This is a genomic window from Streptomyces sp. NRRL F-525 (genome assembly GCF_000716605.1).
Taxonomy (GTDB): Bacteria; Actinomycetota; Actinomycetes; order Streptomycetales; family Streptomycetaceae; genus Streptomyces.
This window is the reverse complement of sequence record NZ_JNXE01000008.1, coordinates 12,907-28,583: the sequence shown is the minus strand read 5'-3', so window position 1 is coordinate 28,583 and position 15,677 is coordinate 12,907. Positions and strand designations below refer to the sequence as shown.

The window sequence follows — 15,677 nt, the reverse complement described above, 5'->3', positions numbered from 1 at the left end:
CTGTCTCTCCCTGACCGTGTGCGTCGGCGGGCCGGGTCAGCCGGCGGGCTTGAAGTTGTAGATCGGCGGGACGGCGGCGAACGTCTGCGGGGTGAAGGTGACGTTCTTGGTCGTGGCGTAGGTGTTCTCGACCGAGTCCCAGGGCGCGTTCCACGCCTGGTCGACGAGGTAGGTGTTGAGCTGCTTGAACAGCGCGTCCTGGGCGGCACCGGTCGCGGACTGCGCCTTGGTGATGAGGTCGGTGACCTTCGGGTCGGAGCTGTGCAGCGGGTTCCACAGCGCGCTCTTCGCGACCTCGATCTGGATGGTGTCCCAGGGCCGGAAGGAGGCCAACGTCATGTACGACAGCGGGTACTTGCCCGCGAGGAGGGCGCTGATGAACTGCGTGACCGGGATCTTGTCGACCTTGACCTTGATCCCGATGTCCTCCAACTGCTGGACCATGGCGGCCTGTTGGTCGGGGAAGACCGACGACACGTCCGGGACGGTGACCGAGAAGCCGTTCGGGTAGCCCGCCTCGGCGAGCAACTGCTTGGCCTTCGCGGGGTCGTAGGAGTACGTGGAGTCGAGCGAGCTGTCGAAGGCCGAGCCGCCCGGGTTGAAGATCTGCGTCGTCGCCTTGCCCAGTCCCTGCTTGGCCGTCTTGACGATCGTGGAGCGGTCGAAGGCGTAGTTCAGGGCCTGGCGGACCCGGACGTCGCCGAGCGCCTTGACGATCTTCCCTTCGCGGTCCCAGATGTAGACGCCCTCGACGTCACCGGAGGTGTACTTGGTGACGGTCAGCCCGCTGCTCTTGGCCGGCGCGACGTTCTTGGCGCTGGCCAGCAGCGCGCCGTTGACCTGGCCCGAGCGCAGCGCGTTGAGGACGGCGGTCGGGTCGGTGAGCGGCTTGAGCACGATCTTGTCGAAGGGGAAGGCGGCCTTGTTCCAGTAGCCCTGGTTGCGCACGAAGGTGTACGTACTGCCGTCCGTGGTCGCGGACTTGTCGAGGGTGTACGGCCCCGAGCCCACCGGGGTGGTCTTGATCGTGCCGGCGGCGATGGCCTTGGGGCTGGCCATCATCCCGGCCACGTTGCCGAGGTTCGGGACGAGGGAGGGGTCGGGCGCCGAGAGCCTGATCGCGACGGTGGTGGCGCTCACGACGTCGACGCCGGTGATGCCCTTGAGCTGGCCCGCGGCCTCGCTGGTGCCCTTCTCGGTGTGCAGCAGGTTGGTCTTGACGGCAGTCGCGTCCAGGGCGGTGCCGTCGGTGAACTTGACGCCGGTGCGCAAGGTCAGCGTGAGGACCGTGCGGGCCGCGTTGTACGACCACTTGGTGGCCAGGTTGGGCTTCACCTCGGCCGTCGGGGACAGCCGGAGCAGCGAGTCGTATACGGGCTGGTAGTACTGCGCGTTGTTGCCGAGACCGGCGTCGGCCAGATCCCACGGCTGGGCCGCGACCAGGGGGGCAAGGGTGAGGGTGCCGCCGGTGGCCGCCTTGCCCGAACCGGATCCCGATCCCGAGCCGCACGCGGCCGCGGACAACATCAGGACAGCCGATACGGCGGTCAGCGCGATTCTTCGCATGGGTGCTCCGCTGGTGAGTGGTTGACCGGACGGCATCGCACGGCGAGCCGCCCTCAAGGGCCTCGGAGGGAGTGGGAAACCAGGTCCTGACGCGGCCTGGACCGTTCTTGGCGGTCAGCCGTTCCTGGCAGAAGGGGGCTATATGTCCACCGTTTTTCGGTGGGTCCGAAATCAGCCACTGATACGTACAAGTGAAACGTATGCGTAACGTAGCCCCGCGCTTGGCGGACCACAAGAGCCGTGCAACAGCTTTTCGGAAAGGGGGAATCCGGACGAACGGCCACGGACGGCGGAGCCGTGGCACGCGAGGAACCGGAGTCATGACACACGCGGAGACCGCCTCCGCCGGAATCGGTCGAAGACGCCCTGATCAGACCGGCCGGGGTCAGGCGGACTCGCGGACCACCAGCGTCAGCGGGGTCACTTGGGGTGCAGGTGGCTGGGACTGGCCGGTCACGCCGCTGACGATCATGCGGGCGATACGGCCCACGGCGACGTCGAGGTTGTTGTCGATCGTCGTGAGCGGCGGTACCGCGAAGGGCGCCAACTTGTCGTTGTCGACGCCGATCACGGCCAGGTCGCCGGGGGCGGCGAGGCCCACCCGGCGCATCCCAGCGAGGAGGGCGAAAGCCGTCTCGTCGTTGTAGGCGCACACGCCCGTGACGGCGGGCGCGGCCGCGTGCCACTGCTCGGCCGCCGCCGCGGCCGCCGAGATGTCGAGGGGTACGTCCAGTACGACGGGGGGCTCAAGTCCGCGCTCGGCGCAGGCGGTACGGGCGCCGTCGAGCCGCAGGTCCAGGAAGTCCCGGAGCCGGGGGTCCCCGGGAGCGGCGTAGCCGATGCGCGTGTGTCCCGTCGCCGCGAGCCGCTCGACCTGCATGGTGCCGATCAGGGTCTGGGGGACGGTCAGGACGCCCGGGGCGACCGCGGGGCCCATCCCGGCGCTGACCACATGGATGCCGGCCGCGCGCATGCTGGCCACGTCGTCGGCGCCGACGTCGAAGGCCGTCATCACGGCCGCCGGCATCAGCTCACGCCACAGCGACTTGAGGGGGGCGTGCCGCTCTCGCCGGGTGACGAGGTTCAGGCCGTGCCGTTCCAGTTCGTCGCCGAGCAGTTCGACCAGGGCGGTCAGGGTGCCGCCGACGGGAACGTCCGGGAGGAACAGCAGCACCAGGTCACTGCGGCCCAGGCGCAGGGCGCGTGCGGCGGCCGACGGTTCGTAGCCCAGCTTCGCCACCGCGTCGAGTACCTTGCGGCGGGTCTGGTCGGAGATCTTCTGGTGCGACACGTCGTTCAGCACATAACTGACCGTGGTCTGCGAGACCCCCGCCTCCTTGGCGACGTCGGTCGCCGTCACGCGGCCGGTCCTGCGCGCCATGGGAGTCTCCTGGGGAAGGTCTCGGGCAGTCCTGATTGCGGAGGGATCGCTGGGCGTCGACTGAGCAGCGGACTCCACTGAATCGTAACAGTGGGCATGCGCGATGTCCGATACCCCGGACACCCCGGACCGTGAAAATCCGGTGCGCGCCACCCTCCGGCCGACGCCGTCCTCACGTGCTGTTGTCGATGCTCCAGGCCCACATCTTGCCCGTGGCGATGCGCTTGAGGAGCGTGTTGAAGTCGGCCTTGACGGCTGCCGGGGTCTTCTCCGGCGGGAACAGGGGCTTGATCGGCTGACGCTCCAGGGGCAGGTCCTGGGAGAGGCGGGCCTTGTAGGCGTTGTAGACCGCCGCGATGTCCTTGCGGATCGACTCGCCCTCGCCGTTGCCCAGGAGCGGCATGCCGCGCATACGGTTGTCGTTCGTCGCGGCGATCGACGCGACGTCCATGAGGAAGCAGTCGATCAGGTCGGTGACGTCCTGCTCCCGGGCACCGTCCTCCTTGTTGTGCACGTCCCGCAGCAACAGGTCCGCCATCTCCAGGGTGACGTCGCGGTACACGGTGTACCGCGGGCTCCCGGGGATGACGCCGAGCACGTGGTCGGCCTGCTGGGCGGTGCCGGAGTTCATCGACGCGAACCCGTCGGGAACGTCCTTCCCCTCAAGTCCCGGCACCGGGTACGGCATGCCCCGGAAGTTCTCCTCCTCCTCGGTCATGTTGGGAGCGGCCTGCGCCATCGGATGCATCCCGAACTCATGGCACAGCATGCCCACGATGTAGCCGATGTCGTAGTTCTCCAGGTAGTAGGAGGCCAGCGTGACGAAGACGCCCTCGGCCCCCTTGTCGACCACGTTCGCCGGCGTCTCCGTCGTCCGCTTCTCCAGCGTGATCCGGCACGTCCGGTCGCCCAGAAAGGACGTGACCTTGCTGTTGGAGGCCAGGAGTTCCAGAATCCGCGTGGCCTTCCCCTGCGATTCCGGGTACTTGAGGGACACATTGGTGAACGAGATGTTCCCGTGCGACAGCTTGCTCCGCTGAACCACCGCCCGCTGCACGGCCGGAGCGGGATCGGCCGCCCGCCCGGCCCAGGAGTGGCCCCCTTCGCCGAGCATCCGCACGACCCCGGCGTTGCCCGCCTTGCCCTGGAGCGACAGCAACTCGCGTGAAGGCGTAGCGGTGTTGACGGTATTGGCTGCGGGGGCGCTCACCGAGGTACGCCGGGCTGCGGCATCCTTCGGGCGGACTTCGTCTCGGGCGTGCACGTGCTCACTTCCTGGTCTGACATCGCGATCATCGCTGTCTAACTGCGGGCCGGATGCCCCCACCAGGTCCTTTGGGGCAATGATTCCCGCCGGAGTTCCACTCCAACTGCCCGTAGGGGCACGGAGGTTCACGGGGGGGAGGGTTCAGGGGGTGCGCCGCGCGAACCTGGCACGGGCGTCGTCATGCGCGCCGCGCAACAGCTGCACGACCAACTCCCCTGTCTTCTCACCGGGGTTGACGACGCAGATCCAGCCGAGCGCTCCGTACACCGGATGCGGCAGCACGGTGTCGGTGAGGGTGTAGTCGTCGGGCAGGTAGAGACGGCGCGGCTCCCCCGTGAGTTCGCGGAACGCCGTACGGCCGACGTGGATGTTCACGCGCCAACGCTCCGCAGGGTCAAGGCCGGACGAGGTGTCGGCGGGGTAGTTCTTGGTGACGACGGTGCCGTACGGCTGAACGTTACGCGGCAGTTGGCCCTCGGGGGCGTAGTAGAAGAAGGCGTCTCCCCAGGCGAGTTCGGGAAAGTCGCCGCCCGGTTCCGGTACGAGCACGAGCGCGCCGGTGAAGTCTCGGACGGTCGCGATGATCTGTTCCATACTCATGGTTCAAGCATGACCTTCAAGTGCCTATGTGGGGTTGGACGATGAGTGAGCCGGAGAGCGGTCCGCGACGGGCGCCGCTCAGGACCGCCGAGGTCGCGCGGGAGTCGGGGTACTCGGTGCAACAGGTGCGGGACCTGGAGCGGCTGGGTGTCATTCCTCCGGCGGCCCGGTCGAGCAACGGATACCGCTCCTACGCACCGCTGCACGTCCACGCCCTTCGCGCCTATCGAGGCCTCGCGGGTGCCGTAGGCCCTGTCGTAGCACGGCAGTTGCTCGCGGAGCTGCGCACGGGCACGATCACGGAAGCGGCCTCGGCGATCAACGAGGTCCATGTGCGGCTCGCACAGGAACGCGAGGAGGCCCTGCTCGCCCGACAGGCGTTGCGCGCGATCCAGGCCGAGGCGGACACACCGGAGTTCGAGCAAGACGCCGAGCGGGATAGCGACGCGATGACGATCACCGAACTCTCCAGAGCACTCGGCGTGCGCCCTTCGACCCTGCGCTTCTGGGAACAGGAGGGACTCGTCACCCCCGAGCGGGTGACCTCCCTCCAGGCCCGGCGCTACGACGTCTCCGCCATCCGGACGGCCCGCATCGTCGCGGCCCTCCGCAACACCGGTTACGGCATTCCGGCGGTGCGCGAGATCGTGGGGTCCCTGCATCGACTCGACGGCGCGGAGGAGGCCCAGCGCGTCCTGGCCGCACGCCTCGACCAGATCGCGCAACGGACCGTAGGACTGCTCCGAGTTGGGACGGACCTGGCGACCGTCGTCACCCATCCTCAACGTAGCCCTCGAACTCACCGACAAGCCCGGTGACCGTGGATCCACCGGACAGCCCCGGCCCCGGACACCCGCACCGAATTCCCGCACCGGCACGGTCAGTTCACCGTCAAGAGCCTTGACAGGGGATTGGTCTAGTCCAAATATGGTCGCTGTTCGTCCCGGTCAGGGGCGGCTTCTCTCCTCTCAGCATGGGAGCGTCAATGAGACGACCTGGGCCTCTTCGCGCGTCGCTGTCCTGCGCGGCCGTAACCGCCTTGTCCGCGGGGCTTGTCGGGCTCGGCGGGGGTGACGCGAGTGCGACGCACCGCGTGCCGCCCATGCCGGACCATGTGGCCGCGCCGTACTTCGAGGCGTGGACCGGTGAGAGTCCGGCGGCGCTCGCCGCCGCGTCCGGGAACAAGTACCTCACGATGGCCTTCCTGCAGACCGAGGCGGCCGGTTCGTGCACGGCGTACTGGAACGGTCTGCCCGCCCAGCCGATCTCCAAGTCGACCTTCGGCGAGGACATCGCCACGATCCAGGCGCGCGGCGGCAACGTCATCCCGTCGTTCGGCGGCTACAGCGCGGACACCACCAACACCGAACTGGCCGACAGCTGCACCGATGTCGACGCCATCGCCAAGGTCTACGAGAGCCTGGTCACGACCTACGGGGTGAGCCGGATCGACCTCGACATCGAGGCCGACTCCATCAACAACACGGCCGGTATCGACCGCCGCAACAAGGCGATCGCGAAGGTGCAGCGCTGGGCCCAACGCACCGGCCGCAGCGTGGAGTTCTCCTACACGCTGCCGACGACGACCACCGGTCTCGCGCCCAACGGCGTCGCCCTGCTGCAGAACGCGGTCGACAACGGCGCGCGCGTGGACGTCGTCAACATCATGACGTTCGACTACTACGACGGCGCCACCCACGACATGGCGGAGGACACCAAGACCGCCGCGACCGGCCTGCACTCCCAACTCGCCGCGCTCTACCCGAAGAAGAACCCGGCGAAGCTGTGGAAGACGATCGGCGTCACCGAGATGCCCGGCATCGACGACTTCGGTCCGGCGGAGACCTTCACCACGCAGAACGCGGTTACGGTGAAGAAGTGGGCCGTCGCCCGGGGCATCAACACCCTCTCGTTCTGGGCACTTCAGCGCGACAACGGCAATTGCGTGGGCACCGGGGGCGCCAACAACTGCTCCGGGATCGCGCAGGACACCTGGTACTTCAGCCACACCTTCAAGTCGTTCACGCGCGACTTCGGCTATCACCACTAGCGGTTCGGCGGACTGCGTGTCGCCGCCTCCCCCGGGCGGCGGCATCGCGTCAGTCCTGCATCATCTCGCGCACCAGGGGCGCGACCTTCGTGCCGTAGAGCTCGATGTTGGTCATGAGGGCGTCGTGGGGCATGCCGGTGATGCCGTACTTCAGGTTGAAGCGGGTCGCGTCGAGGGTCTTCAGGGTGGTCGCGATCTTGCGGGCCACGGTCTCGGGCGATCCGACGTGCAGGGCGCCGCCGGGGCCGACGTCCCGCATGAGGCTCTCGCGGGTCGGGGTGCGGAAGCCGCGTTCGCGCGCCACGCTGGCGATCAGCTGCTGGAAGGCCGGCACGAACTCCTCCACCGCCTGTTCGTCGGTGGCGGCGACATGGCCGGGCGCGTGCACACCGATGGGTCGCGCGGGGTGACCGAACTCCGTCAGTGCCCGCCGGAACAGTTCGGAGAACGGGGCGAAGCGGGCCACGTCGCCGCCGATGATCGCCAGCATCAGGGAGAACCCGTACTGGGCGGTGCGGACGACCGACTGGGGGCTGCCGCCGACGCCGATCCAGGTGGGGATCGAGCCCGTCTCGCTGTGCGGGTAGACGGAGACGCCGTCGAGGGCGGCACGGGTGTTTCCGGACCAGGTGACGGGCTTCTCCTTGAGCAGTTCGGCGAAGAGGGCGACCTTCTCCTCGAAGAGCTCCTCGTAGTCGTTCAGGTCGTAGCCGAAGAGCGGGAACGACTCGGTGCTCGATCCTCTGCCGAGGATGACTTCGGCGCGGCCCGCGGAGACGCCGTCGAGGGTGGCGTAGCGCTGGAAGACGCGGACGGGGTCGTCCGAACTGATCACGGTCACGGCCGAGTTGAGGTGGATGCGCTCGGTGCGCGCGGCGATGGCCGCGAGGACGACGTCGGCGGCCGACAGGGGCATCGCCTCGGTGTGGTGCTCGCCGATGCCGAAGTGGTCGACGCCGACCTGGTCGGCGAGGACGCCTTCCTCGACGAGGCGGCGGATGGCCTGGCCGTGGGTCAGCGGCTTGCCCGCGGTGTCGTTCGTGACGTCACCGAAGGTGTCCAGGCCGAGCGTGATGTCGAAGGGGGTGGTCGGGGTGCTCATCTCATGCTCCTTGGGTCTGCTCGGTGGGTCAGGTGGCGATACGGCGCATCACGCCGAGGAGCCGGGTCAGGTCGGCGGCGTCGACGTGGTCGAGGACATGGCGCCGGACGCTGGACAGATGGGCGGGCCAGGCCTCCTGGAGGCGGGCGAGGCCCTGGTCGGTGAGGACGGCGTTCCAGCCGCGGGCGTCCTCGACGCACCGCTCCCGGCCGACCAGTCGCTGGGTCTCCAGGCGGGTGACGATGCGGGTCATGCCGCTCAGCGAGAGGTTGCAGACGTTCGCCAGCTCGCTCATGCGCATGCGCCGGTCGGCGGCCTCGGAGAGGTGCATGAGGGTCGTGTACTCGGTCAGCGGCAGACGCTGCTCGCGCATCATGTCGGCGTCTACGGCCCGGGGCAGCACCAGCATCACCCGGGCGAGTTCGCGCACCAGCTCCTCCTCGTGCGGGCTCATGGGGCGCAGTGGCTGCTCGGGCGTGGTCATGCCACCAGTTTACTTGATTGACGAAACAAGCAAGTGGGCCGAAGGCTGCGGCCGCCTCTGACCTCCCGTGTTCACCGGACGGGCGGCTCGTCCCCCGTCGTATCCGCATGGCCGTGGTAGCGCAGCAGGAGCATCGCCGCGTCGTCGTGGAGCGGGCCCGCCGTGTGCCGGACCAGGTCCTCGCGCAGGGAGTCCAGCGCGCTCTGCGCGTCGGGCTCCTTCAGCAGATGCGCCCGCTCGCCCAGCGGATAGAACGTGCCGTGGCCGTCGCGGGCCTCGGTGACGCCGTCGGTGTACAGCAGCAGTTGCTCACCCGGCGCGAAGCGCACGGAGAACGGCTTCGGGCTCTCGCTGCCCTGCGCGCCGCCCAGGCCGAGCGGCGGGGCGTAGGAGGGCGGGACGGGGAAGTCGGCGGTGCCGTTGCGCCGTACGACCATCGGGGGCGGGTGGCCGTAGTTGAGGAAGAGCACCTCGTGGTCCGTGCCGATCTCGGCGAGGACGGCCGTCACGAACTTCTCGTCGGACAGCACCCGGGAGACGCTGCGCTCCAAGCGTTCGCCGAGTCCGACGAGGTCGGGTTCGTCGTGCGCGGCCTCGCGGAACGCGCCGAGCACCACGGCGGCCGTCTCCACGGCGGCCAGGCCCTTGCCCTGCACATCGCCGACGATGACCCGCACGCCGTGCGGGGAGGCGACCACCTCGTACAGGTCGCCGCCGATACGGGCCTCCGCGACGGCCGAGGTGTACGACACCGCCGCCTGGAGAGGTCCGGCGGTCAACGGCACGGGCCGTAGCAGAACCCGCTGCGCGACCTCCGCGATGGAGCGCACGCTGGCGAGTTCGGCCTCGCGGCGGCCGCGCATCACGGCAGCGGCGATGCCCGCGCCGGTCACGCCCACCACCGACACCATCGCCAGGAAGCCCCGGCGCTCCTGGAACAGGCCGTCGTAGAGCCCGAGTCCGACGCACAGGGCGAGGGCCGCCGCGCCGAACCACGCGGTACGGCGCCAGCCGCCGACCAGGCCGGCGAAGGCCGGGCCGAGGGAGGCCAACGGGAGGAAGCCGAGGCCCGGCCCGGTGACGAGGTCGCCGACCGCGACCACCGCCATCACCGCGGCGGGCAGCCAGGTCAGCACCGAGAGACTGCGCTGCGGCTTCGCTGCGGCCATGGTCCACTCCAAGGGCGTCGCGGCTTTCGAGGGCCGCCTTCCGCAGGGGCCCCTCCCCCACCTTTGGACATCGCAAGGCTGCCAGGCAATCCCCTCGACGTGCCCGGCGCTTTACCCAATTGAGTCCGAGAACGGACATTTCCTGATCGGCGACAACCAACTGGCGCCGCCTGGTTGCCGATCACGGACTCCGGGCAAGTGAAGTGTGTAGGACCGGCCGCGCAAGATCTGCGGCGGCCCCGGTGCGGTGGCGCCGCGGGGATACCGGGTTGTCCTAGGAGGGGAAGTGATTCGCCATGCGTACGCATCGGCGTACCCATAGGCGTTCCGTACGCGTGGAGTACCTGCTGCCCGACGAGGCCGCGTCGGCCGGTCAGGCACGGAAACTGACCTCGGAGTTCCTCGCGCGTTCCCGCCATCAGCTGGCCCGGGTGGACGCGGAGCAGATCGACGACGCCACGCTGATCGTGTCCGAACTCGTCGCCAACGCGACCGAGCACGGCCGCGGCGAGTGCCGACTGCGTCTCCAACTGTCCGACGAGCGTGTCACGGTCGAGGTCTACGACGACAACCCGACCCCGCCGCGCGTGCGGCCGATGACGGCCGAGGGCGAGAGCGGACGCGGCCTGGCCATGGTCCGCTGCCTGGCCCACCGCCTCGACGTCACCCCGCTCACCGGGGGCGGCAAGCGGGTGCGGGCGATCCTGGCCATCTGACCCGGCCTCGCGCGGGGTCGCTCAGCGGACGACCAGCGGCGGTACTACGGGTACCTCCGGGGCCGCGTCGATGTCGGCCTGCGTCATCCGGAACTCGACGGGGTACGCCTCGCGCCGGGTGCGGCGGTCGGGTTCGGTGGTGCGCCACATGTAGAGGCAGCGGGCGCATTGGAGTACGTCCCATACGCCGGGGACCGGCGAGGTGGTCACGGTGTCGACCGTGTCGTGGGCGCAGCGGGGGCAGATCATGACGGGTGACTCCTGAGGTCGGGTCGGGTCGGTGCGCTGGGCGTTCAGCGGGCTTTCAGCGGGCGGCGATGAGGGCGCGCAGCCGGTCCGCCCACTCCGGGGTCTCGGGGAGGTCCCGTACGGGTGTGTCGAAGTGGCCCCTGTTGTCCGGTGCGACCGGGGTCGTGGCGTCGATGATCATCTTGCAGGTGATTCCCGGGGTGTTGGCGGCCGGTGCCAGCGCCATGACCGAGAGGTTGGGGACGATGATCACGTCGTCCTGGGGGTTCACCTTCGCGGACATCGCCCACATCACCTGGGGCAGGTCGAACGGGTCGACGTCCTCGTCAACGACGATGACCTGCGTGACGTAGCCGAGGCCGTGCGGTGTCGTCATCGCGCGCATGCCGACCGCCTTGGCGAAGCCGCCGTAGCGCTTCTTCGTCGAGACGATCACCGCGAGGCCGTGGGTGTACATGGCGTTGACGGCCTGCACCTCGGGGAATTCGGCGCGGAGTTGCTTGAGGAGGGGGACACAGGTGTTGGGGCCGACGAGGTAGTCGACCTCGGTCCACGGCATGCCGAGGTAGAGGGACTCGAAGACCGGGTCGGTGCGGTAGGAGACGCGGTCGATACGGATCGTCGGCATGCGTCGGCCGCCGGAGTAGTGGCCGGTGAACTCGCCGAAGGGGCCCTCGATCTGGCGCTTGCGGCTCTCGACCACGCCCTCGATGACGACCTCTGACCCCCAGGGCACGTCGAAGCCGGTGAGGGGCGCGGTGGCGATGGGGGCGGGGGCTCCGCGCAGGGCGCCGGCCATCTCGTACTCGGACTGGTCGTAGCCCATCGGCATGCCGGCGACGATCGTGATGACGGGGTCGTTGCCGAGGGTGATCGCGATGGGCAGGTCTTCGCCCAACTCCTCTGCTGCGTGCAGGTGTTGGGCGACGTCGTGCATGGGGACGGGCTGGAAGGCGAGGCGGTCGCGGCCGGTGACCTCGATGCGGTACGTGCCGACGTTCTGCTTGCCGAAGTGGTCCGGGTCGCGCGGGTCGCGGGAGACCACGGCGGCCTTGTCGAGGTAGAAGCCGCCGTCGCCGTCGTTGAGCCGGAACAGCGGGAGGACCTTGAACAGGTCGAGGTCGGCGCCCTGTTGGATGTTCTCGCGCCAGGGCGCGTCCTCGCGGCGTTCCGGTGTGACCGGGAAGGCGTCCCAGCGGCGGGCGAACTCCTCGACCTGTTCGCGCACGGAGGTGTCCGGGGGCAGTCCGAGGGCGAGAGCGTGGTTGCGCCAGGAGCCGTGGACGTTCATCGCGATCCGGGCGTCCGTGAAGCCCTTGACGTTGTCGAAGTAGAGGGCGGGGGCGCCTTCGCCGATGCGTCCGGCCGCGTTGGCGGCTGCGGCCAAGTCCGGTTCGGGGAGGACCTGTTCGGTGATCCGCAGCAGCTGGTTCTCCTTGTCCAGGGTGTCCAGGAAGCTGCGGAGGTCGTCGTAGGGCATGCGTGGGCTCCGTACGTCGTGTGTGGGGTGGTGGCTCAGGCGGCGGGGTGGATGCGGGCGTCGCGGGCGGGTCGCATGCCTTCCCAGCGCTTGGTGGCGGGGGCGGGCAGGTCGAGCTGGTCGAGGACGCGGGAGGTGATGTGGGTGACGATGTCGTCGACCGAGGCGGGGTGGTTGTAGAAGGCGGGCATCGGCGGCACGATCCGGACGCCCTTGCGCGCGAGGTCGAGCATGTTCTCCAGGTGGATCTCGCTCAGGGGTGTCTCGCGCGGTACGAGGACCAGCGGGCGGCGCTCCTTCAGCACGACATCCGCGGCCCGTCCGATCAGTCCGTCGGCGTAGCCGGTGCGGATGCCGGCCAGGGTCTTCATGGAGCAGGGCACGATCACCATGCCGTCGGTGCGGAACGACCCGGAGGCGATGGTGGCCCCCTGGTCCTCGGGGCCGTGGACGACATCGGCCAGCTCGGCGATCTCGCGGGCGGTGCGTCCCGTCTCCAGCTCGACCGTGGTCCGGGCCCAGCGGCTGAGGACGAGATGGGTCTCCACGTCGGGCAGCTCGGCGAGCTGCTCCAGCAGCCGGACACCGAGGACGGCTCCGGTCGCTCCGGTCATCCCCACGATCAGTCGCACGTCGCCAGCTCCTTGCCCAGTTCGGTCTCTGCGCTTTCGACCGTAGGAGCGGTTCGGTGTCCGACAAGGGTAGGCTCGGGACTCACCATGGGAAAAAGCGGTCAGCATCGACCCGAGATCACGGACGTGTCGTACCGTCCGTCACTCAGCGCGCCCATCGGTATGGACATCGTGGGATTCACCGAGCTGCTGGCGCGCGGTGAGCGTCGCGGCATCGACCTGTCGGCGCCGCAGCGGCCGGACTTCCACCACCTGATCCATGTCACCGAGGGCACGCTGCGCCACCGGGTGGACTTCACGGACTGCGTAGTGGAGGAGGGCGGCTGGCTGTGGGTGAGCTCGGGGCAGGTGCACCAGTACGTCCCCGCCGACCTGACGACGACCCGGGGCACGATCGTCATCTGGCAGCCCGGTTTCGTCCTGGCCGATCCGCCCTTCGACCAGTCACCCCTGCTCCCGACGGGCCCGCACGCGCGATCGACAAGCCTGACGCTTCGTCACCTCACGCACGAATACGCCGACTTGACCTCGCTCCCCCTCGACGCCCACCTCCAGACGCTCCGGGTGCTCCTCTCCGTCCTGCTGCTCCGCCTCTCCCACGTGCGTCCGGACCCGGTGTCGTCCGCTCCGGCCGACGACACGTTCCGCCGCTACAGCGCCGCCCTGGAACGCGACTTCCGGACCAGTCACCAAGTCGCCGACTACGCCGCCGCGTTGGGCTACAGCCCGCGCACCCTCACCCGGGCGACCCTCGCGGCGACCGGCACGACCGCCAAGCAGTACCTGGACGCCCGCATCCTCCTGGAGGCCAAGCGCCTCCTCGTCCACACCGACGCGACGGCGGCGGACGTCTCCCGCACGCTCGGCTTCGGCGAGCCGACCGACTTCGCGAAGTTCTTCCGCAAGCGGGAGGGTCGTACGCCGTTGGAGTTCCGGGCGGTGGCACGCGGGCAGAGATGAGTCACCCGAGCAACTGGAGGTGGGTATGCGGGAGTTCCAGCCGGGTAAGACCGCCGTACGGCGTGATGTGTTCCGGGGGAAGGTGTGGAGTGCCCATGCGCTCCGGGTCGTCGAGGACACCGCCGAGGCGCTGGTCCTGGGGTGCCGACCGGGCGCGGAGTCGTTGGCCCCGACGACCTGGATCGAGTCACTCCTCACCGGCGACGAGACCGCCCGCCTGCGCGCCCTGCCGAACCTGGCCGACGGCAACTGGCAGCTCGGCCACTGGACTTGGCGGGACACAGCCCATCTCCAGTGGGTGCCGCCCGACAGGTGGTTCAGCGTCAACGCGTTCTTCGACGCGGCGGGCGACGGTCAACTGACGCGCTGGTACGTCAACTTCCAGCATCCGATGCGCCGCACACCCATCGGCTTCGACACCTTCGACCTGCTGCTGGACCTGGTGGTCGCGCCCGATCTGTCGCGGTGGGACTGGAAGGACGAGGACGAGTACGCCCACGGCCGCCGGTTGGGGGTGGTGAGCGAGGCCGATCACCTGGCGGTGGAGCAGGCTCGCGAGGAAGTGGTAGCGATGATCGAGGGAAGCGATGGACCGTTCGCCGCGGAACGGGGGTTGGGGACATGGCGTTACGAGCCTCACTGGCCGGATCCCCAACTGCCCACCGACGCCCTGGACTTGACCTAGTCGACACCGCCCGGATCTCCCGACGGGCCGATACGCACCGGCAGTTCACTCAAGCCCCGGAGCAGTGTGCTCGTCCGCCACGTCAGTGTCGCGGGGTCGGCGGCGAGGGCGAGGTCCGGGCAGTGGTGCAGGAGGAGGCGTACGGCGATGGTCGCCTCGGTACGGGCCAGGGGTGCTCCCAGGCAGTGGTGGAGGCCGTGGCCGAAAGCGAGGTGTCCGGGGCCTCGACGCCGTAGGTGGAAGCGGTCGGGCTCGGGGAAGTGGAGGGGATCGCGGGAGGCCGCGGCCAGGGAGATCTGCACCGCGTCCCCGGCCGGGATACGGGTACCGGCGAGGTCCAGGGACTCGGCCGCGAAACGGAACGCGGTGGCGTGGACCGGCGAGTAGTGCCGCAGCGCCTCCTCCACTGCGGCACCGGCCAAGTCCGGTTCGGAACGCAGCAGTTCGAGTTGATCAGGGTGCGTGAGCAGGGCGTGGACGGTCGCGGAGATCAGATTGACGGTCGTCTCGTGCCCGGCGACGAGCAGGAGGAAGGCCATGCCGAGGAGTTCCTCGGAGGTGAGGGGCGACTCGGCGGCGGGTTCGCGGGCTGCGGCGACCAGATCACTGAGCAGGTCGACCTGTTGCGTACCGCGCTTCTGATGGATCAACTCGGTCAGGTAGCCGCCCAGGGCGGTGGCAGCGGAGGCACCCGTCTCGGGCGAGGCGGGCATGACTAGCTCGTTCGACCAGGCGTGGAACACCGTACGGTCAGCGGCGGGCACCCCGAACAGATCGCAGATCACCGTGACGGGGAGCGGCAGGGCGTACCGGCTCACCAGGTCCACCGTCCCCCGCGCCAGCAGTTCGGCAAGCAGATCGGCGCCGATCTCCATGATCCGCGGCCGGAGTGCGGCGATCCGCGCGGGCGTGAAGTGACCCGCGACCAGCCGCCGTAGACGCGTGTGGTCCGGCGGATCGGTCTGCAGCATGTTGCGGCCGAGGGCGTGGCCGCCGTCGTCCTGCCAGGTCGAGGAGTGCCGGATGTCGTTGCGCAGCCGCGGGTCGGTGAGCGCGGCACGGGCCGCGTCCCGGGTGACGACCAGCCAGGTCTCACCACTGCCCGGCACCAGGACCCGGTGCACGGGGCCGCGCTCACGCAGGGCGGCGTAGACGAGGTGGGGGTCTGCGGTGAGGTCGAGGCCGTCGGGGGTCAGGTCCTGGAGGGTTGGTGCCGGCATGGCACTCCTTTCGGGGGTCACCGGGGGCGTGTGGGCGGGGTCGGTACGGCACGTGACATGGCCCGCCTGTCGACCGGCCCGTTGGAATGCGGGGCCTTGCCGTTACAGGCTGTCGC

The 15,677-nt window shown here is 69.4% G+C and carries 16 protein-coding genes; 5 read left to right on the top strand and 11 right to left on the bottom strand.

What is annotated here, in order from left to right; translation table 11 throughout:
* Nucleotides 1-36: 36 nt before the first annotated feature.
* The 4 genes from OO69_RS13995 to OO69_RS13980 form a co-directional block, all read right to left on the bottom strand.
* Nucleotides 37-1,566: an ABC transporter substrate-binding protein gene (locus OO69_RS13995; RefSeq protein ID WP_033280927.1), complete on the bottom strand. Its 1,530-nt coding sequence runs from the start codon at nucleotides 1,564-1,566 to the stop codon at nucleotides 37-39.
* Nucleotides 1,567-1,951: 385 nt separating this feature from the next.
* Nucleotides 1,952-2,947, bottom strand: a complete 996-nt coding sequence (locus tag OO69_RS13990) for a LacI family DNA-binding transcriptional regulator (protein WP_033280926.1) — start codon at nucleotides 2,945-2,947, stop codon at nucleotides 1,952-1,954.
* Nucleotides 2,948-3,119: 172 nt separating this feature from the next.
* Nucleotides 3,120-4,157 (bottom strand): hypothetical protein, encoded by a 1,038-nt coding sequence (locus OO69_RS13985; RefSeq protein WP_158713384.1) that lies wholly within the window; start codon nucleotides 4,155-4,157, stop codon nucleotides 3,120-3,122.
* Nucleotides 4,158-4,355: 198 nt separating this feature from the next.
* Complete coding sequence (locus OO69_RS13980) at nucleotides 4,356-4,808, bottom strand: DUF6194 family protein (RefSeq protein WP_033280924.1); 453 nt, start codon at nucleotides 4,806-4,808, stop codon at nucleotides 4,356-4,358.
* 47 nt (nucleotides 4,809-4,855) lie between these two features.
* Here OO69_RS13980 and OO69_RS13975 point away from each other — a divergent pair, with 47 nt between their 5' ends.
* Entirely contained in the window at nucleotides 4,856-5,632 is a 777-nt protein-coding gene (locus OO69_RS13975; protein ID WP_033281114.1) for a MerR family transcriptional regulator, read from the top strand.
* Nucleotides 5,633-5,916: 284 nt separating this feature from the next.
* Nucleotides 5,917-6,864, top strand: a complete 948-nt coding sequence (locus OO69_RS13970) for a chitinase (RefSeq protein WP_420707872.1) — start codon at nucleotides 5,917-5,919, stop codon at nucleotides 6,862-6,864.
* 49 nt (nucleotides 6,865-6,913) lie between these two features.
* Here the strand turns inward: OO69_RS13970 and OO69_RS13965 are convergent, their stop codons facing one another.
* The 3 genes from OO69_RS13965 to OO69_RS13955 all read right to left on the bottom strand — a co-directional run bounded on the left by OO69_RS13965 (nucleotide 6,914) and on the right by OO69_RS13955 (nucleotide 9,619).
* On the bottom strand, nucleotides 6,914-7,966 hold the full coding sequence (locus OO69_RS13965) for an Atu2307/SP_0267 family LLM class monooxygenase (RefSeq protein WP_033280922.1): 1,053 nt from the start codon (nucleotides 7,964-7,966) through the stop codon (nucleotides 6,914-6,916).
* A gap of 28 nt (nucleotides 7,967-7,994) precedes the next feature.
* The gene (locus OO69_RS13960) at nucleotides 7,995-8,450 is read right to left on the bottom strand and encodes a MarR family winged helix-turn-helix transcriptional regulator (protein ID WP_033280921.1); all 456 of its coding nucleotides are present in this window, start codon (nucleotides 8,448-8,450) and stop codon (nucleotides 7,995-7,997) included.
* 71 nt (nucleotides 8,451-8,521) lie between these two features.
* The gene (locus OO69_RS13955) at nucleotides 8,522-9,619 is read right to left on the bottom strand and encodes a PP2C family protein-serine/threonine phosphatase (protein ID WP_033280920.1); all 1,098 of its coding nucleotides are present in this window, start codon (nucleotides 9,617-9,619) and stop codon (nucleotides 8,522-8,524) included.
* A 296-nt stretch (nucleotides 9,620-9,915) separates the two neighbouring features.
* Between OO69_RS13955 and OO69_RS13950 the strand changes: the two genes are divergently transcribed.
* The gene (locus tag OO69_RS13950) at nucleotides 9,916-10,335 is read left to right on the top strand and encodes an ATP-binding protein (protein ID WP_234444430.1); all 420 of its coding nucleotides are present in this window, start codon (nucleotides 9,916-9,918) and stop codon (nucleotides 10,333-10,335) included.
* Nucleotides 10,336-10,356: 21 nt separating this feature from the next.
* On the opposite strand, the gene OO69_RS13945 is transcribed toward OO69_RS13950, so the two are convergent.
* The 3 genes from OO69_RS13945 to OO69_RS13935 are packed head-to-tail and all read right to left on the bottom strand — an operon-like array spanning nucleotide 10,357 to nucleotide 12,696.
* Nucleotides 10,357-10,584, bottom strand: coding sequence for a non-oxidative hydroxyarylic acid decarboxylases subunit D (locus OO69_RS13945; RefSeq protein WP_033280918.1), 228 nt, complete (start codon nucleotides 10,582-10,584; stop codon nucleotides 10,357-10,359).
* A 55-nt stretch (nucleotides 10,585-10,639) separates the two neighbouring features.
* Nucleotides 10,640-12,064, bottom strand: a complete 1,425-nt coding sequence (locus OO69_RS13940) for a non-oxidative hydroxyarylic acid decarboxylases subunit C (protein WP_033280917.1) — start codon at nucleotides 12,062-12,064, stop codon at nucleotides 10,640-10,642.
* Nucleotides 12,065-12,099: 35 nt separating this feature from the next.
* A complete protein-coding gene (locus tag OO69_RS13935) occupies nucleotides 12,100-12,696 on the bottom strand; it encodes a non-oxidative hydroxyarylic acid decarboxylases subunit B (RefSeq protein ID WP_033280916.1) in 597 nt (198 codons plus the stop codon).
* Nucleotides 12,697-12,858: 162 nt separating this feature from the next.
* Between OO69_RS13935 and OO69_RS13930 the strand changes: the two genes are divergently transcribed.
* Together OO69_RS13930 and OO69_RS13925 are read left to right on the top strand one after the other, a co-directional pair.
* Nucleotides 12,859-13,656 (top strand): AraC family transcriptional regulator, encoded by a 798-nt coding sequence (locus OO69_RS13930; protein ID WP_051800993.1) that lies wholly within the window; start codon nucleotides 12,859-12,861, stop codon nucleotides 13,654-13,656.
* A 25-nt stretch (nucleotides 13,657-13,681) separates the two neighbouring features.
* Nucleotides 13,682-14,341, top strand: a complete 660-nt coding sequence (locus OO69_RS13925) for a DUF402 domain-containing protein (protein WP_051800992.1) — start codon at nucleotides 13,682-13,684, stop codon at nucleotides 14,339-14,341.
* Here the strand turns inward: OO69_RS13925 and OO69_RS13920 are convergent.
* Nucleotides 14,338-15,561: a cytochrome P450 family protein gene (locus OO69_RS13920; protein WP_033280913.1), complete on the bottom strand. Its 1,224-nt coding sequence runs from the start codon at nucleotides 15,559-15,561 to the stop codon at nucleotides 14,338-14,340. The two genes, OO69_RS13925 and OO69_RS13920, sit on opposite strands and share 4 nt — an antisense overlap.
* Nucleotides 15,562-15,677: the final 116 nt, after the last annotated feature.